Source organism: Streptococcus mutans, from assembly GCF_006739205.1.
Lineage (GTDB): Bacteria > Bacillota > Bacilli > Lactobacillales > Streptococcaceae > Streptococcus > Streptococcus mutans.
In genome coordinates this window covers 488,231-506,661 of record NZ_AP019720.1, presented here as the reverse complement: position 1 = coordinate 506,661, position 18,431 = coordinate 488,231, and the positions used below count along the sequence as shown (strand labels likewise).

Below are 18,431 nucleotides of genomic sequence, written 5' to 3'. Positions count from 1 at the left end.
TCCTATACTTTTTTCTTCTGATTTAGAATAAATGAATAAAGAATGGGCAGTACAATCATAACTGCCAAAACTATGACAAACACCTGCAAAACGACGATTTGAACAAAAGCATTGATGAAAATAAGGACACCCCCGCTAACCCAAAGTTTACCAGCCAATCGATGAGTTTTGTTCCAATTTTCATCATTATCCAAAGTCCATGGCAGACGAATGCCTATGGTGTAATTACGACGGGTTTTTGGCATATAATTACCAATAGTAATCAACAGGATTCCTATAAGAAGATTAGCTATCAGAACATGATTACTCAAATAGCCAAAAGCCTGTCCATAAATCGAAATCATCACAAAACAAGATACCAAAGGAATAATCCAATAAATCAGACGATGCATTTTAGAGCTAACATTATTGGCTTTTGGATCCTTGCTGGTCATAAAGAGACAAAACCAATGAAGCAACAAGAGAAAAAACGGAAGTCCAAAAACAACAAACAAACGACTACTAAAGCCATTAGCTTGACCTGATAGATCAAAATGCGTCGCTATCGTTTTTGGCAGCTGTGACCAAAAGAAACAACCTAACAAGACAGGCAGCAGAATAATCAAACTTGTCAACACTAATAATTTTTTATCAATCTTCATCATGCGTATTTCCTTTCAAATCAGCCAACCAGACCATCATATCCTCCAAAACCGAGGTATTGAGTTCATAGTAAATAAAATTCTTCTCTCGTGTTTCTCGTACCAAATCTGCTTTTTTCAAGACACTAAGATGGTGCGAAATAGTAGCTCCCGCTAGTTCAAAATGACTAGAAATTTCACCAGCTGATAATTGCCCCAACTTTAGTAAATCTAGAATATCGCGTCGAATTGGATTTGACAAAGCCTTAAACGTTTCAGCAAATCCCATGATGACTCCTTCAGTATTTAGAATTATTTCTAAATAGATTATAACACTTTTGCTATAAATTGCAACAATTATTTAGACTTTTTTCTAAATAGTTCCCAAAAAAGAAAAACTAATGCTCTCACTCACCTTCTGCCAGAAAGTAAAATATTATCAAGACAATAAGGATAATAAGCACAGATAGTGTCACAAGCAGACTTATCCAAAAACCAAGCGTATTCCTTGGATTTAAACTAATTCCCACACCAATTTTTTTAGGTACCCACAAAGGTTCATCTGCCGACTGCTTGCCCCAAAGACGAAGAATTCTGATGAGGTACCAAATAAAGAAAACTAATAAAATGATATGCAATAGAAGTCTCACCATTTTTCTCTCCTTTTGTTAGTATTATACATCTTGACTGTCTTTTTACAAACCCCAAACTCGCTTGTTCAGCCATTTTTTGATAAAATAAAAGAATGATAAATAAAAGGCAAGACTAGAAAGGAAGAAAGCCCGTCCTACAGTCTGAGTATTTAGATAGAGCAGTTGGTGTGCAGGCACATAACCTTATGCTGATCACTTACTGGATGGACTTAATATCTTAATAATGAAACTTATCTCATGGAACATTGATTCCCTCAACGCTGCCCTGACCAGCGATTCTGCGCGTGCTTTACTTTCACGTGCTGTTCTGGATACACTTATGGAACAAGATGCCGATATCTTGGCTATTCAGGAGACAAAGCTATCTGCCAAAGGTCCCACGAAAAAACATTTGCGTATTCTCAAGGATTATTTCCCCGACTATGATGTTGTTTGGCGTTCTTCAGTGGAACCTGCGCGTAAAGGTTACGCTGGAACCATGTTTCTCTACAAATCAAACTTGCAACCTACTATCACCTATCCAGAAATCGGCGCTCCTGCAACCATGGATGACGAAGGGCGTATCATTACCTTAGAATTTGATGATTTCTTTGTTACTCAGGTTTATACACCAAATGCTGGTGATGGCCTTAAACGCCTTGATGATCGTCAAATTTGGGATGAAAAGTATGCCATTTATCTAGCTCAATTAGATAAGCAAAAACCTGTTCTGGCAACAGGCGACTATAATGTTGCCCACAAGGAAATTGACCTCGCTCATCCTTCTTCCAATCGCCGTTCACCAGGCTTTACAGATGAAGAACGGGCTGGCTTTACTCATTTATTGGAACAAGGCTTTACTGACACTTTCCGCTATATTCATGGGGATGTGCCTAATGTTTACAGCTGGTGGGCTCAGCGCAGCAAGACCAGCAAGATTAACAATTCAGGCTGGAGAATTGACTACTGGCTAATCAGCAATCGATTAAGCGATAAAATTCTTAAATCTGAAATGATTGATTCAGGAACTCGTCAAGACCATACCCCTATTCTGCTGAAAATTGATTTATAAACAAAAGTCCTCTGCAAGTGAAAATTAACTCACTGCAGAGGTTATTTTTATTGGTACCGAATGCTCAATCGAATTCATACAATTGCGGATACTTTTGACATTCAGGATTTTTTGGATGGCAAACTTCCCGCCCAAAATAAATGAGTGCTTGGTGGGCTGGCAGCCATTCTTCTGGCGGGAGTACTTCTGTCACACGCTTTTCCACTTCTAAAGGAGTTGCTGTTTGTTTCACAATATTGTGATGCTTACAAATACGGCTGACATGGGTGTCTACCGCAAAGGCAGGAAGACCAAAGCCGACACTCATGACAACATTAGCTGTCTTGCGACCGACACCAGACAAGCTTTCTAGTTCTTTTCTCGTTTGAGGTACTTGACCATTATAATGCTCGACTAACTGTTGCGAACATTCTTTTAAGAATTTCGCCTTATTCCGATAGAGTCCAATCTGAGAAATATAAGATTCAAGATCTTTCAAGTCAGCCTTAGCTAGATCTTTTGGTCTCGGATAAGCTGCAAATAAGGCAGGAGTCACTTTATTAACTGCTGCATCTGTTGTCTGAGCTGATAAAATAACAGCAATTAACAACTCAAAATGATTTTTAAAATTTAAGCTAGGAACAGCATCTGGATAAAGCGCAATAATTTCTTCTAATACTTTACGAGCACGTTTTTTTGATAAAACCATAATTGTCAAATTCTCCTTGAGCTCATTATAGCATGAAAAAGAAAGGAAAGAAAAAATCTCGACTTTAAAAGTCAAGATCTTTGTAGGCTGTTCGATAGCCTATTTGTACTATTTTACCCTCTTTTACTAAAAGCGGGCGTTTGATGAGCATACCATCGCTAGCTAATAAATTCGCTGCTTCATCAAGACTTAGTTGATGAAGTTTATCTTTTAATCCCAGAGCACGATAAGATTGTCCTGATGTGTTGAAAAATTTCTTAAGTTCTAGACCGCTGTTCTCTAGCCAATTCCTTATTAGACTAGCTGCAGGTGGATTCTTTTTGATATCAATTGCGTCATAATCCCAAGCCAAATCGTCTAATTCTGCTTTGGCACGGCGACAGGTACTGCATTTAGGATATTCGTAAAATGTCAGCATATGTTCTCCTTTCAAATTTATCTTAGCAAAGATAAATTACTTGTCAACTTTAAAGCCTTCATGCTCTAATAACCACATCTTTTTATCAATACCAGCAGCATAGCCTGTCATTTGACCGGCAGCACCAAGAACACGGTGACAAGGGATAATGATACTTAACGGATTGCGACTAACTGATCCACCAATTGCTCGGGCGGATGGGCAGTTTATTTTTTGAGCAATATCTCCATAAGCTCTAGTCTGTCCCCAAGGAATTTCAGACAAGGCCTGCCAGACGCGCTTTTGAAAAGCAGTCCCCCGTGGATTCAAAGGAAACTTTACCATATTAGGGTTTTCCCCAGCAAAATAAGTATCTAGCCACTGTTTGGCTTGATCTAAGATAGTATTTGCTTGCTCTATGACTGTTTCTCCCTCCAATCCTTGTTCAAAGTATTTTTGATTAAGGAACCAAACGCCAATTAGACCCTGATTATTTGCAACAAGAGATAAATCTCCCAAAGGAGAATGATAAATCTGCTTGTAAAGGACCATCATTTTCCCTCCTTTTCAGCCATAAAAAGGGCAAAAACAGTCAATGGTTAAAACTGCTCACCACCCTAATCCTAGTATATATATCATCTTATTTTTTGCCCCTGATTAAGCGTACACGAACAATATTGTCACTCGCTTCAAAATTAGCAACTAGGTCATCAATTTTTGCCTTATCTGTTTCATCAAGATCCAAAATGGTATAGGCATAATCTCCTTTTGAACGGTTCAAGATATTGGCGATATTGATATCTAAATTAGAAACTGCAGTTGACAAACGAGCTACAATATTAGGAACATTTTTATTAATTAAGGTAATTCGATAAGGTCCGGTTAAAGTTTGGTGCATATTTGGAAAATTGACAGAGTTAGTAATTTCTCCTGTCTCTATAAACCGACGAATCGTCTTACCAGCCATAATAGCACAGTTGAGTTCAGCTTCTTCAGTTGACCCTCCCACGTGTGGAAAGACAGTAATCCCCTTCTTATTTAATAATTCTTCAGTACCAAAGTCTGTGATATAGCGTTTAACAGTGCCTGTTTCAAGCGCTTCAAACAGCGCTTCATTGTCAACCAATTCACCACGGGCAAAATTGATAATAGTTGTCCCTTTATTCATAAGAGCAAAACTATCAGCATTAAAGGTATTTTTAGTTTCATCATTTAAAGGAACATGGATGGTAATATAATCACTATTCTCAAAAATATCTTTTAAATCATTGACACGCTTAACATGACTGGAGATATTCCAAGCAGTTTCAATGGAAACATAAGGATCATAACCAAGAACATTCATTCCTAAACGGCGGGCATCATTAGCAATACGAGCACCAATCGCACCTAGACCAATAATTCCTAAGGTTTTTCCAGCGATTTCACTGCCTGCAAATTGTTTTTTCCCAGCTTCAACTTGTTTAGGAACATCATCACCAGTTAAAGTATTAACCCAGCCATTCGCTGAAATATAATCACGCGCTGAAAAGAGAAGAGAAGCAATTACTGCTTCTTTGACAGCATTGGCATTAGCACCAGGAGTGTTGAAAACAACAATACCTGCTTCTGTCGCTTCAGTAATTGGAATATTATTTGTTCCAGCACCTGCGCGTGCAATGGCTTTCAGATTTTTAGGAAAATCAGCCCCATGTAAATTCTGACTGCGAATAATATAAGCATCTGGATTTTCTGCTAAATCTCCATCTACTTGAAACTTATTGCCAAGTTCTTTTAAACCGACTTGGTTAATATTATTAAAGGTTTTAACACTATAGACCATTTTTCATTCACCAATAGAACCTGATTAGCTCAGGTCTCTCTTTCTACCCTATTTAAGTGCTCTACTAGCAGCTGACAATTGAAATTTAAAAGCCATGATAATCTGCTTCATCAATTTCTTGATAGAGAGCATTCTCATTATTCTGTTTGATTTTTTGATAAGCTAAACGCTCACCATCAATTGGTACTTTACCGCAATAGACAAAGCCTAATTTTTCAACGATATGCCGCATAGCTTTGTTCTTTTTATGCGTATCAATACGGAAATCTGAACCAGCCTGACCTTCAATCAGACCCTGCAAGAAAGTCTGAGCAATCCCTTGACCCGCAAAATCTCGCAAGACAGCTAGACGATGGATGGTGACATAACGATAGTTGTTGTGCTGCCATTTGCCATCATAAATTTTGTCATAAGCCTCATCTTTGCCATCAATGACTGCAGCATAAGCCACAATTTGTCCACCAACAACCGCCACATAAGCCTGCCCCTGCAAAATGTCATCAAAGACATCGTCTTCGTTGGGGTAACCATTTTCACCCTGCCACTGACTAGATCCTGATTCTGCTAAAAATTGCTTGGCAGAACTGAGGACTGCCATTACGACATCGACTTCATTGGGGAAAGCTTGTCTAATTTCCATTCTTATCTGTTACTCCTATTTTTCTAGTTTAGCAAAAACTTCAATTTCGACTAGTAAGTCCTTGTCAATCAACGAAGGCACCTCTACCATAGTAGCCACAGATTTTACCTCTTTGAAAAATTCACCATACGCACGTCCGACTTCTTCCCATCATGAAATATCAGTGACAAACAGACGTGTCCGATAGAGATTTTCAAAAGGAAGTTCCTCTTTAGTAAACAAATCCATAATAGACTGCAAAACGAAACGCGTTTGTTCATAGGCATGCCAACAGCACAAGGTTTTCATCATTAATAGCTATTGTTCCGGTGACCTCAATCGAATCACCAATAATGACAAGACGAGAATAACCAACGGTGTCCTCCTAAAGGGATTGACCAGCAATATTCCTACGGAAGTTCTACGATATTATTTGTTTTCTGCTTCAAATTTCTTCATGAAGTCAATCAAATCTAAAACACCTTGACGTGGAAAGGCATTGTAAAGACTGGCACGCATACCGCCAACACTTCGGTGACCTTTGATATTCTTGAAACCAAGCGCATCAGCTTCCTTGACAAATTTAGCATCCAAATCCTTAGATGGTGTCACAAATGGGATATTGGCTACTGAGCGATCTTTAGGACTCTTGACAGGACTAGTATAAAAATCTGACTGTTCAATGAAATCATAAAGAAGGCCTGATTTTTCACGATTGATTTTTTCCATTTCATCAACGCCACCAAGTTCTTTAAGCCATTCGAAGACAAGTTTAGCAATATAAATACCGTAAGTTGGTGGTGTATTATAAAGCGAACCAGCTTCAGCTTGAATACGATAATCTAACATACTAGAAAGAACGGGCTCGTCATTGAGTAGATCTTCACGAACAATAACAATCGTAACCCCAGCAGGTCCAATATTCTTTTGTGCTCCTGCATAAATCAAGCCAAAGTCAGCGACATTATAACGAACTGCTAAAATATTGGAAGACATATCAGCTACAATTGGCACACCATGCGTTTCAGGAAGATCATAGATAGAAGTTCCTTCAATGGTATTATTAGTCGTAATATGCACATAAGCAGCATCTTTATCAATCTTCGCAGAATCAATTTCTGGGATATGATCATAAGTTGTCTCTTCTGATGAAGCCAGAAGGATTGGTTCAAAAGGAATCGTTTTGGACAATTTTACAGCTTCTGCATATGCTTTTTTCCCCCAGGATCCTGCAACCACATAATAAGCTTTACGTCCCTGTGCAAGATTAAGTGGTAACATAGAAAATTGTGTCGAAGCTCCGCCTTGCAAGAACATGACCTTGTAATTATCAGGAATAGCCATCAAGTCACGAAGTAATTTTTCGGCATCTTTAATGATGTCATCAAAATCTTTGGAACGATGGGATAATTCCATAACACTCATGCCAGAATGATTGTAATCTAGAAATTCAGTCTGAGCTTTTTCAAGAACTGGTTTTGGCAAGACTGCAGGACCTGCAGAAAAATTATAAATTGTCATCTGATACCTCCTTAAAGTAAGTAAATTATATCACAAATTTTCAGAATTTTGTAAACTAATTTCATTTAAAGACAAATTTTTAAAATTCATACCTCAAAAATTTGTTTTTCAAAAAAAGCACATCCTAAAAACGAAAAGCTTAACTTATCTTTAGGACGTACTTATCAAAAAGCTTAAATCTTTCTTTGAGCAGCAATATTAATAGCAAAGACAGGCAACTTAAATGGCATCACCATCACGTTCTCCTGTACGAATTCTAACAATTTCATCAACTGGACTGACAAATATCTTACCATCACCAACTTCTCCTGTCTTTACTGCTTGGCTGATGGTCGTAATCATTTCTTCGACTGCTGCATCATGAGCAACAATTTCAACTTTCACTTTGGCTAAGAGCGTTGGAGTGATCTTTTGACCACGGACATATTCTGTATAACCTCGTTGATTCCCAAATCCTAGAACTTGGCTAATAGTCATTCCTTTGGTAAAACCTGACTGAACCAAGGCTGCTTTTAAATCTTCTAATTTATCAGAGCGAATAATAGCTTCTATTTTTTTCATGATACTTCCTTTCTCCTAAGAATCAAGTCCCATAAAGGTTGGATACGCAGTTTCTCCATGCTCTTTGTCGTCAAGTCCAGTAGCTTCTTCTCTATCACTGACACGAATTGGCATGAAAAGGGAAATAACTTTTATAATTAAAAAACTAATCAGAGCTGACCAAATAATCGTAAAAAGAATAGCTGCCAGAATAACTAAAAATAATCTTGCATTACCATAAATAAGACCAATATTGGATTTATCTAAAGCCAGATGAGGTGTTGTAAAAAGTCCTGTTACAATCCCTCCGAAAATACCACCTATACCATGACAGCCAAAAGCATCCAAGGCATCATCATAACCAAATTTACTTTTCAACACAGCGATAGCAAAATAACATAGAGGACTAACCATGAGTCCTATCAACAAAGAGCTCCATAAGGGTACAAAGCCTGCACCTGATGTAATGGCAACTAAGCCTGCGACTAAACCAGTTGAACCGCCTACTAAGGAAGGTTTACCATTTAAATATTTTTCAAGTAGCAGCCATGAGAACATAGCAGCGGCAGCTGAAATATGAGTTGTCAACAAAGCATGAACAGCCAAACCATTAGCAGCTAAAGCGGAACCTGCATTAAACCCAAACCAACCAAACCAGAGTAGACCTGCTCCCAAAAGAACAAAGGGAATATTATGTGGACGATAATCCAGACGGTCATAATCGCGACGTTTACCGACTACCAAGGCTAATACCAGCCCCGAAACGCCTGATGTAATGTGGACAACATCACCACCGGCAAAATCAAGCGTCCCCCATTTCGCTAATAGACCATCATCCCAAACCATGTGTGCAAAAGGATAATAGACTAAAAGTAACCAAAAGATAATAAAAATAACTAAAGGAGTGAAACGCATCCTTCCTGCAACAGCACCTGTCAAAATAGCTACTGTAATGATAGAAAACATCATTTGAAAACCAGAAAATAAGGTATCTGGTATTGTTAACCCTCTACTACTTGCTCCTTCCTTCACACCATTCAAAAAGACATGTGAAAAATCACCAAATACTTTTCCAACACCACTAAAAGATAAGGAATAACCTACAACTACCCACAAAAGCGAGGCCAAAGCAAGTGGCACAACTGCCATCATCATTGTATTGATGACATTCTTGCGGCGTCCCAAGCCTCCATAGAAAAAGGCTAAACCCGGTGTCATTAAAAAAACAAGCGCAGAACAAATGATAATAAATGCTATAGATCCTGAATCCATATCTATCAGCACCTCCCTTTATGTTATATAATATAACATATTTTCAGGAAAATAAAAGATTTTTTGGCGAAATTTTCTAAAAATTCAGAGAATATAACATCTTATATTATTTGAAAATATTATAGTACTAGGGCTCTAAAGCTTATTTCAACTATTTCCAGTGACCATTTATCTTTTTCGTTATATATTATGTTTTTTAACATTTCTATCTAATCATGACTCTTATCAATCGATAGTTTATGAATTACGAAGATCATAGAGCGAGACGAACTAATACTCAAAGAAAAAAGACAGTCGAAACTGTCTACTGTAATTCATGATAGAGTTGATATAGTTCTTGACGATTGAAATCATTCTCTTTAGCTACTTTTTTGATAGCTTGATTAGGTTTCATACCTTCTTTAACTAAAGCTTCAACCAAATGTTTCAGTTCAACTTCACTTACCTGCTGCTCTTTTTCTTGATGATCATAGCCAGATACCAGTAAGAGGCATTCTCCCTTAAGAGGATTTTCTGCAATATAAGTTAAGATTTCTGAAATATTTCCTCTTTGATATTCCTCATAAAGTTTGGTCAATTCTCTGGTCAATACTATCTGTCTATCACCATAGACAGCCAGCATATTTTCTAAAGTTTCCTGAACCCGATAAGGCGATTCATAAAAAATTTGAGTTTCTGGGTAATACTTTTTTTCCTCAAAAAAAGACTTTTGTTGACCAGATTTGCGTGGTAAAAAACCATAAAAAATATGAGGTTGAGGAGCCAAACCGCTAGCAATAAGAGCAGTAATGCCAGCCGAAGCTCCCGGAAGTGCTATAACTGCTATATCTTCTTGAATAGCTGCTCGCACCAAATCATATCCAGGGTCAGAAATACTTGGCAAACCCGCATCAGATACTTGAGCTAAAGAGTTTCCAGATTTCAAGAGCTTCAGAAGATCAGGAATTTTTTCAAAAGCATTATGCTCATGAAAACTAAGCTGACGTGTTGAAATATCAAAGTGTTTCAGCAAGAGTCCTGTGTTGCGGGTATCTTCTGCCGCAATATAATCAACCTTTTTTAAAATAGCAATACTTCTAAAAGTCATATCTTGAAGATTACCAATAGGAGTTGGCACGAGATAAAGCTTCCCATAAGCTGTTTGTTCTTTAAAACTTTTTTGTACTTGCATAAGACCTACTCTCGATACAACAATTCCATACAGAAAGCACAATCCTCATTATTTTCTCGTCTTTGCCCATAAAAGAAAGTGCAAATATGGAAACCATCTTCATAAATGTTTTCAAGGTTTTCTTTTCTAGAACTAATTGCCTTACTGCTAGGATCACTTTCTTCCATCTGGCTAAAATGGCTAAGACGGTCTCTTAGCTTATCATTTTCCAAACGTAAAGACGCATTTTGCTCTACTAAATCCTGCACTTGTTTCTTTAAGGCTTCCGCTTCAGCCAACGTTTCCATCAAATTTTGTGAAAAATCATCAAAAACATCAAATAAGTCTTTTTTATCCATTGATCTTGACCTCCTCTAATGCATAGGTCAAAAGACCAGGAGTTTCTTCAAAACGAACCTTAACAGTTTCAGAAATAACATCAATACCAGCAATAATACCTTGGCCATTTTGAGTATTGACCTTAGTACCTAAATCAGGAAATTTTTCTTTGGATTCACGATAAAAATCATCTTCAAAACTTAAACAGCACATAAGACGGCCACAGACTCCTGTTGTTTTCCCAGAATTCAGAGATAAGTTTTGATTCTTTGCCATTTTGATAGAAACCGGCGGAAACTCGCCAAGAAAGCTTGAGCAACAAAGAGCACGGCCGCACGGACCCAGACCGCCATAAATTTTACTTTCTTCACGACTATTGATTTGGTGTAATTCAATCCTTGCTTTAAAAAAATTGGCCAAATCTTTTAAGAGCTGACGAAAATCAACACGATGCTCTGCAACAAAGGTAATCAAGACTTGCCGACGTTCCAAAGGAAAAACAATATCAATCAATTTCATTTCTAATTGATTTTTTTGGATAAGTGCATTAACTTTAGCAAAACTTTCTTCTGCTAAAATTAAATTGTTCTGATAAGTCTCAATATCTGCTTGCTCTGCCTTTCTCAAAACTTTATCTATTTGCTCTATGTCTGGAAGCTTGTCGGCTGACATAGCAAAATTTTCCTGAACAACTTGTGCTAAACGGCTTCCCTTACGATTCTGAACGACAAGGAAATCATCCTTTTGATAGGTCCGATCAGGCAGTACATAACTAATGCTATCCGTTTCTTCGTATTTGATACCAATTACTTCTATCATGTTATCACCATATATTCCAGTGCATTTTGAAAACTTACATTACTAAACCACATTTTTTTGGCTTGATAAATAGCTTCTAAGTAACTTAAAGTTTCCCTTTTATCATAATTTTTTGATAAAAAGAAAGTTAACAATTGAAAGACCCATTCCTGTTCGGATTTTTCGCTAGCTAGCTGAGCCAACCGTGACACTTCTAAATAAGCAAGATTTTTACTGTCAAATAAGATAGCGGTAAAACGTTCACAGGCTTTTAACAAGTCCAGCAATTTATTATTTTGTGCAAATTCTTTTGCTTGTGTCGGATCTTTAGATAGATCCGCTAGTATTTCTGCTTGGCTTTTGAGTAGTCCTTCCTGTTCTAACTGTTGGATTAAATAAGCCCTATTCTTAGGAAAATAGAAAATTTGAGTTCGACTTTTAATCGTAGGCAATATCCTACTTTCATCTTGAGTTAATAAAATCATATAAGTATCACTTTGTGGCTCTTCAATAAACTTTAGCAAGCTATTAGCGGCATTAGTATGCATTTTATCAGCATCACGAATAATAAAAACCTGTGACTGTCCTTCAAATCCTGAACTGGAAAATTCACGCAGCAAATCACGGATCGTTGCTGTTTTAATCATTTGCCCTTCAGGTTCAATGACTTTAACATCCGAAAAATCTTTTTCAGCAATTAACCGGCAGGAACGGCACTGCCCACAAGGAAGAGCATCAATAGGACTGTCACAAAAACGGCTCTGAGCCAACAAAACAGCCATTTCAAAACTAGCAAAATCCCCCGAAAACAAATAAGCATGGCTCAGCTTGCCAGATTGTAAAATTCGCTGAAATTCTTGAAAAATTTTAGGCTGTAGTTTTTCTAATTCCATATTAATTATTTCTTACTTTTCTAAACATCTTTGTTTGATTATAAATAAGGCATCAGTAATAACTTCTTCCAAAGGACGAGCCGCATCAATGGTAACAATCCGATCAGGATTTTCCTGAGCCAATTTCAAATAACCTGAACGTACACGGCAATGCATATCTAATTGTTCTAAATCAAGTCGATTGACTTCACGCTCTTTATTCTTCTCGATTCGAGTAAGACCAATCTGTGAATCAACGTCAAAATAAAGTGTTAGATCTGGTTGCAAACCATCTGTTGCAAAGTTATTCAGCCACGTAACTGCATCAGCATCAAGTCCTCTGCCATAGCCTTGATAAGCAACAGAACTGTCAATAAAACGATCCACAAGAACAAGATTGCCTTTTTTCAACTCAGGTAAAATCCTCTCAACCAAATGCTGACGACGAGCCGCAATATAAAGAAGTAATTCTGTCTTATCGTCCATATTAGTATGATTAACATCAAGAATAAGATCCCGAATACTTTCTGCAATAGCAACACCACCGGGTTCGCGTGTTGTGATAACCTCTTTTGCAACAAGTTTTTTTAATTGAGGTAAAATAGCCTCTAAAACTGTCGTCTTTCCGGCTCCATCTGGTCCTTCAAATGAAATAAAAATTCCCTTTGTCATTAGATTTCCTTTTATTATGATTATTCTATTTTACCAAAAATATGAAAAAAAGGCACTGCCAAATGGCAGAACCAATTAAAAATCAGTCTTTCTTTCAGTCTGTTCAATAGACTCAATTGTAAAGCCTTGATTAAGCAGTTTTTGTTTTAGAGATTCACTGGTAAATCTACCATCAATCTGAATCTCAATGATAACCTTATCTTCCCGACGTCCAGCAACAACAATCCGCTTAATATTGAGCTTTTCATCAGAAATATCTTTTACAATCTGTTCTAAAATACCAACTTTATCGTCAGCTAAAAGTCTTATCCGGATCCCCTCTTTACCATAACCAGAAACTTCCAAAAAGGCACGAAAAACATCTTTATCAGTGATGATACCTGACATCTGATTGCCATCAACAACAGGCAAGACACCAATTTTATGCTTCATCATAATATAAATCGCATCTTCTAAACGAGCATCTTTTGAAACCGTAATAACATCTTTAATCATAACATCGCGGGCTTTGGTCTTATTTAAAAGATAGTTCATTTCATAAATAGAAAGACTTGTTGCTTTAGATGGATTAGCATCAGCGATAGTTCCCTCAGTCAGCAAACCAACTAAAACATCATTTTCAATAACCGGAAGACGGCGCAAATTTTTCTCACGCATGATATCTGTCGCCTTGGCTACAGTTGTATCTGGAGAAATATAAACAACTCTCCTTGTCATAAAATCCTTTACTGGCATAATAAAACCTCACTCTTTTTCTTTCATTATAGCATATTCAAGTCATTAACACTTTAATTGATAAAAAAGTAGCAAAAAACGAATGTGCCAATTCTTATTCTGCCACTCTTTCTTTTTATCCACCTAAATAAGCTTTTTGAACTTCATCAGAAGCCAATAATTCTTTGCCTGTACCTGAAAGAACAATCTTTCCAGTTTCCAAAACATAGCCACGATCTGCAATTGACAGGGCCTTCTTAGCATTTTGCTCAATCAAAAGCACTGTTGTCCCCTGCTTTTGAATATCTTGAATGATGTCAAAAATTTCTTGTATAAAAATTGGTGCCAATCCCATAGATGGCTCATCAAGCAAAAGCAGCTTAGGCTGACTCATGAGAGCACGCCCCATGGCAAGCATTTGCTGCTCACCGCCAGAAAGGGTTGCTGCATCTTGATTTTTACGCTCTTCCAAGCGCGGGAAACGTTCAAACACTCTTTTTAAGCGTGCTAGATTTTCCTCACGATTATTGCTCAAAAAAGCTCCCATTTCTAAGTTTTCTAAAACTGTTAAACCAGGAAAAACATGTCGCCCTTCTGGAACCTGAGACAGACCAGAAGCTACAATTTTTCGAGTTGCAGCTTTTTGAATATCATTTCCTAAAAAATTAATTTCCCCTGAACTTGGACGCACCAAACCCGAAATAGTTCGTAAAATAGAGGTCTTGCCAGCACCATTGGCACCAATAAGAGAAACGACTTCCCCTTCATTGACGTCAAAAGACACATCTTTGACTGCTTGAATAACACCATAATGAACAGATAAATTCTCAACTTTTAACATCGCCATCAGGCTTCACCTCCTAGATAAGCTTCAATTACGCGTTTGTTGTGCTTAATTTCTTCTGGTGTTCCCTGAGCAATGAGACGTCCGTATTCCAAAACATAAATACGTTCAGTAACATCCATAACCAGACTCATGTCGTGTTCAATTAACATAATAGTAATACTAAACTCTTCTTTGATTTGACGAATTAATTCAGTTAATTCAGCCGTTTCTTGAGGGTTCATCCCCGCAGCTGGTTCATCTAAAAAGAGGATTTTGGGCTTAGTAGCCAGTGCACGCACAATTTCCAAGCGCCGCTGCTGTCCATAAGGAAGATTTTTCGCTAAAGTATCAGCCTTGTCATCTAAGTTGAAAATTTTTAGAAGTTCAATGGCTTTTTCCTGTAAGTCCGTTTCATTTGAATAAAAACTTGGTAAGCGCAGAAAACTCGAAAAGAGATGAGGATTGCGCGTATTTTCCATACCGACTAAAACATTTTCGATAACGGTCATATTCTTAAAGAGGCGAATATTTTGGAAAGTACGAGATAGTCCTAAAGAAGCAATCTTATAAGGTGTCTTCCCATTTAAAAGAGTACCGTCAAGTTCCACACTTCCTTCACTTGGTTCATAGACACCAGTCAATAAATTAAAAAGTGTAGTCTTACCTGCCCCATTAGGACCAATCAGACCGACCAATTCTCCCTCATTAAGCTCCAGAGTAACATCCCCAACAGCTGTCAGACCACCGAAATTTTTTGTTAAATTTTTTACATCAAGAAGTGCCATTATTTGTCGCCCTCCTTAGCTTTTTTAGCGAAAAGTCTTGAAAAACTGAATTCCCATGTTCCTAAAAGACCGCCTGGTCTAAAGACCATAACCAAAATTAAAGCTAACGAATAGATAATCATACGAATATCTGATACATTTTGCAAGAACATATTGAGGATACCCAAAACAACAGCAGCCACAATAGTTCCTGTTACTGAGCCAAGTCCACCAAGAACAGCCACGATAAGAAAATCAATTGATTTCATAATGGTAAAATCTTTAGGAGCGACTGTACCAATATAACCGACATAAAGGGAACCTGCAATGCTGGAAATTACTGCAGCAATCATAAAAGTAAGTACCTTAATTTTTGTCGTATTCACCCCCATAGCTTCTGCTGCAATTTCATCTTCACGAACTGCAAGTACTTCTCTTCCCATAGGACTCCTCAGATAATTTAACACAAAAATGGTAATCAAAACAACGAAAACAAAGACGACTGGCCAAGTGGTGTATTTGAGAATTCCCATAATTCCCCTAGAACCATTAGTCAAATCACCACCATTTTCAATCAGTTTACGGATAATTTCAGCTACACCAAGAGTTGCAATAGCTAAGTAATCACCCTTCAAACGAAGTGTTGGAATCCCAACAACCAAGGCAACCGTTGCAGTCACTATCATACCGACAATAATGGATAAATAGAAACCTGCATAAGTAGGATTTTGAGTTGTTAAAATAGCAGTTGCATAAGCACCAATGGCCATAAAACCAGCTTGTCCAAGAGAGAGCTGTCCAGAAAAGCCAAGAACTAAGTTGGTTCCGAGTGCCATGATAATACTAATCCCAATTCCCATGAGAATTTGAGTATAGTAAATATCTATGATACCAGCACTAATAAGTCCAAAAAGAAGAAAAAAGATGATAAGGACTAGGGCAAGCCAAGTTATATTTGCTTTTAAATTTTTTTTCATTGCTTACACCTTCTCTTTCACATTTTTTCCTAAAATACCAGCTGGTCTTACTAAAAGGATAATGATAAGCACTGCATAGACAACTGCATCCTTGTAACTTGCAAGACCGATAGAAACAGAAAACGTCTCTAAAAGACCAATCATAAAGCCTCCGACAGCTGCACCTGGGATAATACCAATACCGCCTAAAACAGCGGCGACAAAGGCTTTAATACCGGGAACCATTCCCATCAGTGGATCAACAGAATTATAATAAAGTCCAATCAAGACACCACCAGCACCAGCAAGTGCAGAACCTAAAGCAAAGGTAAAACTGATAGTACTATTAACATTGATTCCCATTAACTGCGCAGCATCACTGTCAACTGAAACGGCACGCATGGCTTTACCCATTTTAGTTTTTTGGACAATAAACTGCAAAGCCAACATCAAGAAGATAGAGACTCCTAAAATGATGAGTTGTACATTGGTTACACTAACAGGACCTAAATTATATTTCACTGTAGCAAGGGTTTGGGGAAAAGCATGTTTATTGGCACCAACTAAACGAACCATACTGTATTCGAGAAAAAAAGAAACACCAATGGCAGTAATCAAAGCAGCAATACGTGTCGAATTCCGCAAAGGACGATAAGCCAGAAATTCAATCACAACCCCTAAGATAGCTGTTAAAACCATCGTCAGCACAAGAGCCACAAAGAAATTCATATGATATTTTGTAATAAGAAAATAACCAATAAAGGCTCCCATCATATAAATATCTCCATGGGCAAAGTTAATTAACTTAATAATTCCATAAACCATGGTATAACCAAGGGCTAACAGCGCATAGACACTCCCTAGGATAAGACCATTAATAAGTTGTTGGAGCATATTATTCTACCAAACTTTCTATAAATAAATAATATCTGGGGATACGTTCCCCAGATGTTCATTGTTTCAGACCTATTCTGTCTTTATTTTGCTTCAACAGCAGTAGCTGTGTCTTCTTTACCATCTTTAAGACCAACCATAACAGCAGATTTAACAGGGTTATGTTTCTTATCAATTGTCATTTTACCTGTCACACCTTTAAAGTTTTTCAATTTAGCTAGGTTTGTTGCAATATTCTTAGATGTTTTGGCATCTTTTGCAGCATCAGCAATCATATAAACGGAATCATAAGCAAGAGCGGCAAACATATTTGGCTCTTCACCATACTTAGCCTTATAATCTTTCAGGAATTTTTCAGCCTTATTTGTTAAAGCAACTTTTGTTGAGTAACCAGATACATAATGAACATTATTGGTATTGGCTGCACCAGCACCTTCAACATATTTTTCATCATTAAAACCATCAGGTCCTAAGATAGGCTGGGTAAGCCCCAGATCACGTGCTTGCTTTGTAATCAAACCAGTTTCAGTATAATAACCTGGTATCACAATGGCATCAAAGTCTTTATTTTTAAACTTGGTCAGAGCTGCTTGGAAATCTTGGTCTTTAGCTTGAAAGGTATCTTCAACAGTAATCTTCCCTTTATATGCTTTTTTGAATGCATCAGCAATACCTTGGGCATAATCACTTGACTTATCATAGTAAAGCGCTACTTTTTTAGCTTTCAAATTATCTGTTGCATATTTGGCAATGATCTTTCCTTGGAAGCTATCTTGAAAAGTTGTACGGAAGATGTAATCTTGAACTTTGCCTTTTGAATAGGTCAAATTATCTTGTGTTCCAGAAGGCGTTACGAGTGGTACTGCAGCATCGTTGGCATTGGGAGCAGCAGCCGCTGTAGCACCAGATGTTGCTGGTCCCAAGATAGCATTTACTTTACTTTGGGTAGCAAGATTAGTTGAGATTGTTGATGCTTCACCGTTATCAGATTTATTATCTTTTGAGATAACTTTAATCTTTTTGCCATCAATACCGCCTGCCTTATTAATCTCTTCAACAGCAAGGTTAGCACCGTTTTTTTCAGCTTGTCCATAAGCGGCTACATCTCCTGATAATTCAAGATTGTAACCAATTTTTACAGTATCTCCAATTTTATTACCAGCTGCATCTGATGAACCACCAGATGCTGAGCTGCAAGCTGCAAGAACAGCTGCACTGACAAAAGAAAGAGCTGCTAGAGCTATTTTTTTCTTCATATGTTTT

General features: G+C 37.5%; 24 protein-coding genes. 1 reads left to right on the top strand and 23 read right to left on the bottom strand.

Features of this window, described 5'->3' with window-relative positions:
• Positions 1 to 2: 2 nt before the first annotated feature.
• From FNL60_RS02785 to FNL60_RS02775, 3 genes are all read right to left on the bottom strand, one after another.
• Positions 3 to 641, bottom strand: coding sequence for an SdpI family protein (locus tag FNL60_RS02785; RefSeq protein WP_002268996.1), 639 nt, complete (start codon positions 639 to 641; stop codon positions 3 to 5).
• Positions 631 to 909 (bottom strand): autorepressor SdpR family transcription factor, encoded by a 279-nt coding sequence (locus FNL60_RS02780; protein ID WP_002262697.1) that lies wholly within the window; start codon positions 907 to 909, stop codon positions 631 to 633. Before FNL60_RS02780 ends, FNL60_RS02785 begins: the two co-directional genes overlap by 11 nt.
• A 118-nt stretch (positions 910 to 1,027) precedes the next feature.
• Positions 1,028 to 1,273 carry a hypothetical protein gene (locus FNL60_RS02775; RefSeq protein WP_002268997.1) on the bottom strand — a complete coding sequence of 82 codons (246 nt, stop codon included), beginning with the start codon at positions 1,271 to 1,273 and terminating at the stop codon, positions 1,028 to 1,030.
• 223 nt (positions 1,274 to 1,496) lie between these two features.
• On the opposite strand from FNL60_RS02775, the gene FNL60_RS02770 reads away from it, so the two are divergent.
• Positions 1,497 to 2,324 carry an exodeoxyribonuclease III gene (locus tag FNL60_RS02770; protein WP_002266825.1) on the top strand — a complete coding sequence of 276 codons (828 nt, stop codon included), beginning with the start codon at positions 1,497 to 1,499 and terminating at the stop codon, positions 2,322 to 2,324.
• Positions 2,325 to 2,388: 64 nt separating this feature from the next.
• Here the strand turns inward: FNL60_RS02770 and nth are convergent, their stop codons facing one another.
• The 20 genes from nth to FNL60_RS02670 form a co-directional block, all read right to left on the bottom strand.
• Complete coding sequence (gene nth / locus FNL60_RS02765; RefSeq protein ID WP_002264017.1) at positions 2,389 to 3,012, bottom strand: endonuclease III; 624 nt, start codon at positions 3,010 to 3,012, stop codon at positions 2,389 to 2,391.
• Positions 3,013 to 3,076: 64 nt separating this feature from the next.
• A complete protein-coding gene (locus FNL60_RS02760; protein WP_002272344.1) occupies positions 3,077 to 3,430 on the bottom strand; it encodes an arsenate reductase family protein in 354 nt (117 codons plus the stop codon).
• 36 nt (positions 3,431 to 3,466) lie between these two features.
• On the bottom strand, positions 3,467 to 3,961 hold the full coding sequence (locus FNL60_RS02755; protein ID WP_002262692.1) for a methylated-DNA--[protein]-cysteine S-methyltransferase: 495 nt from the start codon (positions 3,959 to 3,961) through the stop codon (positions 3,467 to 3,469).
• An 88-nt stretch (positions 3,962 to 4,049) separates the two neighbouring features.
• Positions 4,050 to 5,231 (bottom strand): 3-phosphoglycerate dehydrogenase family protein, encoded by a 1,182-nt coding sequence (locus FNL60_RS02750; protein ID WP_002280196.1) that lies wholly within the window; start codon positions 5,229 to 5,231, stop codon positions 4,050 to 4,052.
• Positions 5,232 to 5,316: 85 nt separating this feature from the next.
• Positions 5,317 to 5,871 carry a GNAT family N-acetyltransferase gene (locus tag FNL60_RS02745; RefSeq protein ID WP_002280197.1) on the bottom strand — a complete coding sequence of 185 codons (555 nt, stop codon included), beginning with the start codon at positions 5,869 to 5,871 and terminating at the stop codon, positions 5,317 to 5,319.
• A gap of 150 nt (positions 5,872 to 6,021) precedes the next feature.
• Positions 6,022 to 6,162, bottom strand: a complete 141-nt coding sequence (locus tag FNL60_RS02740; RefSeq protein WP_002270504.1) for a RidA family protein — start codon at positions 6,160 to 6,162, stop codon at positions 6,022 to 6,024.
• Positions 6,163 to 6,279: 117 nt separating this feature from the next.
• On the bottom strand, positions 6,280 to 7,371 hold the full coding sequence (serC, locus tag FNL60_RS02735) for a 3-phosphoserine/phosphohydroxythreonine transaminase (protein WP_002280198.1): 1,092 nt from the start codon (positions 7,369 to 7,371) through the stop codon (positions 6,280 to 6,282).
• 219 nt (positions 7,372 to 7,590) lie between these two features.
• Positions 7,591 to 7,932: a P-II family nitrogen regulator gene (locus FNL60_RS02730; protein ID WP_002264023.1), complete on the bottom strand. Its 342-nt coding sequence runs from the start codon at positions 7,930 to 7,932 to the stop codon at positions 7,591 to 7,593.
• A gap of 15 nt (positions 7,933 to 7,947) precedes the next feature.
• Positions 7,948 to 9,183: an ammonium transporter gene (locus FNL60_RS02725; protein ID WP_002280199.1), complete on the bottom strand. Its 1,236-nt coding sequence runs from the start codon at positions 9,181 to 9,183 to the stop codon at positions 7,948 to 7,950.
• Between the two features lie 304 nt (positions 9,184 to 9,487).
• Positions 9,488 to 10,354 (bottom strand): 16S rRNA (cytidine(1402)-2'-O)-methyltransferase, encoded by an 867-nt coding sequence (rsmI, locus tag FNL60_RS02720; RefSeq protein WP_002264025.1) that lies wholly within the window; start codon positions 10,352 to 10,354, stop codon positions 9,488 to 9,490.
• Positions 10,355 to 10,359: 5 nt separating this feature from the next.
• On the bottom strand, positions 10,360 to 10,692 hold the full coding sequence (gene yabA, locus FNL60_RS02715) for a DNA replication initiation control protein YabA (protein ID WP_002271433.1): 333 nt from the start codon (positions 10,690 to 10,692) through the stop codon (positions 10,360 to 10,362).
• Entirely contained in the window at positions 10,685 to 11,491 is an 807-nt protein-coding gene (gene ricT, locus FNL60_RS02710; protein WP_002274530.1) for a regulatory iron-sulfur-containing complex subunit RicT, read from the bottom strand. The genes yabA and ricT overlap by 8 nt, the downstream gene beginning before the upstream one ends.
• Complete coding sequence (locus FNL60_RS02705; RefSeq protein WP_002280200.1) at positions 11,488 to 12,363, bottom strand: DNA polymerase III subunit delta'; 876 nt, start codon at positions 12,361 to 12,363, stop codon at positions 11,488 to 11,490. Before FNL60_RS02705 ends, ricT begins: the two co-directional genes overlap by 4 nt.
• Before the next feature lie 12 nt (positions 12,364 to 12,375).
• A complete protein-coding gene (tmk, locus tag FNL60_RS02700) occupies positions 12,376 to 13,014 on the bottom strand; it encodes a dTMP kinase (protein ID WP_002264028.1) in 639 nt (212 codons plus the stop codon).
• Positions 13,015 to 13,089: 75 nt separating this feature from the next.
• Positions 13,090 to 13,749, bottom strand: a complete 660-nt coding sequence (locus FNL60_RS02695; RefSeq protein ID WP_002264029.1) for a CBS domain-containing protein — start codon at positions 13,747 to 13,749, stop codon at positions 13,090 to 13,092.
• 115 nt (positions 13,750 to 13,864) lie between these two features.
• The gene (locus tag FNL60_RS02690) at positions 13,865 to 14,575 is read right to left on the bottom strand and encodes an ABC transporter ATP-binding protein (protein ID WP_002262679.1); all 711 of its coding nucleotides are present in this window, start codon (positions 14,573 to 14,575) and stop codon (positions 13,865 to 13,867) included.
• Positions 14,575 to 15,339: an ABC transporter ATP-binding protein gene (locus FNL60_RS02685; protein ID WP_002262678.1), complete on the bottom strand. Its 765-nt coding sequence runs from the start codon at positions 15,337 to 15,339 to the stop codon at positions 14,575 to 14,577. Before FNL60_RS02685 ends, FNL60_RS02690 begins: the two co-directional genes overlap by 1 nt.
• Positions 15,339 to 16,295: a branched-chain amino acid ABC transporter permease gene (locus FNL60_RS02680; protein WP_002262677.1), complete on the bottom strand. Its 957-nt coding sequence runs from the start codon at positions 16,293 to 16,295 to the stop codon at positions 15,339 to 15,341. The genes FNL60_RS02685 and FNL60_RS02680 overlap by 1 nt, the downstream gene beginning before the upstream one ends.
• Before the next feature lie 3 nt (positions 16,296 to 16,298).
• Positions 16,299 to 17,168, bottom strand: coding sequence for a branched-chain amino acid ABC transporter permease (locus FNL60_RS02675; protein WP_002262676.1), 870 nt, complete (start codon positions 17,166 to 17,168; stop codon positions 16,299 to 16,301).
• 83 nt (positions 17,169 to 17,251) lie between these two features.
• Positions 17,252 to 18,424 (bottom strand): ABC transporter substrate-binding protein, encoded by a 1,173-nt coding sequence (locus FNL60_RS02670; RefSeq protein WP_002280201.1) that lies wholly within the window; start codon positions 18,422 to 18,424, stop codon positions 17,252 to 17,254.
• Between the last annotated feature and the right edge of the window lie 7 nt (positions 18,425 to 18,431).

Excerpts from the sequence above, each read along its gene's own strand:
- FNL60_RS02785 (WP_002268996.1), bottom strand. The coding sequence starts at position 641 with ATGAAGATTGATAAAAAATTATTAGTGTTGACAAGTTTGATTATTCTG.
- FNL60_RS02780 (WP_002262697.1), bottom strand. The coding sequence starts at position 909 with ATGGGATTTGCTGAAACGTTTAAGGCTTTGTCAAATCCAATTCGACGC.
- FNL60_RS02775 (WP_002268997.1), bottom strand. The coding sequence starts at position 1,273 with ATGGTGAGACTTCTATTGCATATCATTTTATTAGTTTTCTTTATTTGG.
- FNL60_RS02770 (WP_002266825.1), top strand. The coding sequence starts at position 1,497 with ATGAAACTTATCTCATGGAACATTGATTCCCTCAACGCTGCCCTGACC.
- nth (WP_002264017.1), bottom strand. The coding sequence starts at position 3,012 with ATGGTTTTATCAAAAAAACGTGCTCGTAAAGTATTAGAAGAAATTATT.
- FNL60_RS02760 (WP_002272344.1), bottom strand. The coding sequence starts at position 3,430 with ATGCTGACATTTTACGAATATCCTAAATGCAGTACCTGTCGCCGTGCC.
- FNL60_RS02755 (WP_002262692.1), bottom strand. The coding sequence starts at position 3,961 with ATGGTCCTTTACAAGCAGATTTATCATTCTCCTTTGGGAGATTTATCT.
- FNL60_RS02750 (WP_002280196.1), bottom strand. The coding sequence starts at position 5,231 with ATGGTCTATAGTGTTAAAACCTTTAATAATATTAACCAAGTCGGTTTA.
- FNL60_RS02745 (WP_002280197.1), bottom strand. The coding sequence starts at position 5,871 with ATGGAAATTAGACAAGCTTTCCCCAATGAAGTCGATGTCGTAATGGCA.
- FNL60_RS02740 (WP_002270504.1), bottom strand. The coding sequence starts at position 6,162 with ATGATGAAAACCTTGTGCTGTTGGCATGCCTATGAACAAACGCGTTTC.
- serC (WP_002280198.1), bottom strand. The coding sequence starts at position 7,371 with ATGACAATTTATAATTTTTCTGCAGGTCCTGCAGTCTTGCCAAAACCA.
- FNL60_RS02730 (WP_002264023.1), bottom strand. The coding sequence starts at position 7,932 with ATGAAAAAAATAGAAGCTATTATTCGCTCTGATAAATTAGAAGATTTA.
- FNL60_RS02725 (WP_002280199.1), bottom strand. The coding sequence starts at position 9,183 with ATGGATTCAGGATCTATAGCATTTATTATCATTTGTTCTGCGCTTGTT.
- rsmI (WP_002264025.1), bottom strand. The coding sequence starts at position 10,354 with ATGCAAGTACAAAAAAGTTTTAAAGAACAAACAGCTTATGGGAAGCTT.
- yabA (WP_002271433.1), bottom strand. The coding sequence starts at position 10,692 with ATGGATAAAAAAGACTTATTTGATGTTTTTGATGATTTTTCACAAAAT.
- ricT (WP_002274530.1), bottom strand. The coding sequence starts at position 11,491 with ATGATAGAAGTAATTGGTATCAAATACGAAGAAACGGATAGCATTAGT.
- FNL60_RS02705 (WP_002280200.1), bottom strand. The coding sequence starts at position 12,363 with ATGGAATTAGAAAAACTACAGCCTAAAATTTTTCAAGAATTTCAGCGA.
- tmk (WP_002264028.1), bottom strand. The coding sequence starts at position 13,014 with ATGACAAAGGGAATTTTTATTTCATTTGAAGGACCAGATGGAGCCGGA.
- FNL60_RS02695 (WP_002264029.1), bottom strand. The coding sequence starts at position 13,749 with ATGCCAGTAAAGGATTTTATGACAAGGAGAGTTGTTTATATTTCTCCA.
- FNL60_RS02690 (WP_002262679.1), bottom strand. The coding sequence starts at position 14,575 with ATGGCGATGTTAAAAGTTGAGAATTTATCTGTTCATTATGGTGTTATT.
- FNL60_RS02685 (WP_002262678.1), bottom strand. The coding sequence starts at position 15,339 with ATGGCACTTCTTGATGTAAAAAATTTAACAAAAAATTTCGGTGGTCTG.
- FNL60_RS02680 (WP_002262677.1), bottom strand. The coding sequence starts at position 16,295 with ATGAAAAAAAATTTAAAAGCAAATATAACTTGGCTTGCCCTAGTCCTT.
- FNL60_RS02675 (WP_002262676.1), bottom strand. The coding sequence starts at position 17,168 with ATGCTCCAACAACTTATTAATGGTCTTATCCTAGGGAGTGTCTATGCG.
- FNL60_RS02670 (WP_002280201.1), bottom strand. The coding sequence starts at position 18,424 with ATGAAGAAAAAAATAGCTCTAGCAGCTCTTTCTTTTGTCAGTGCAGCT.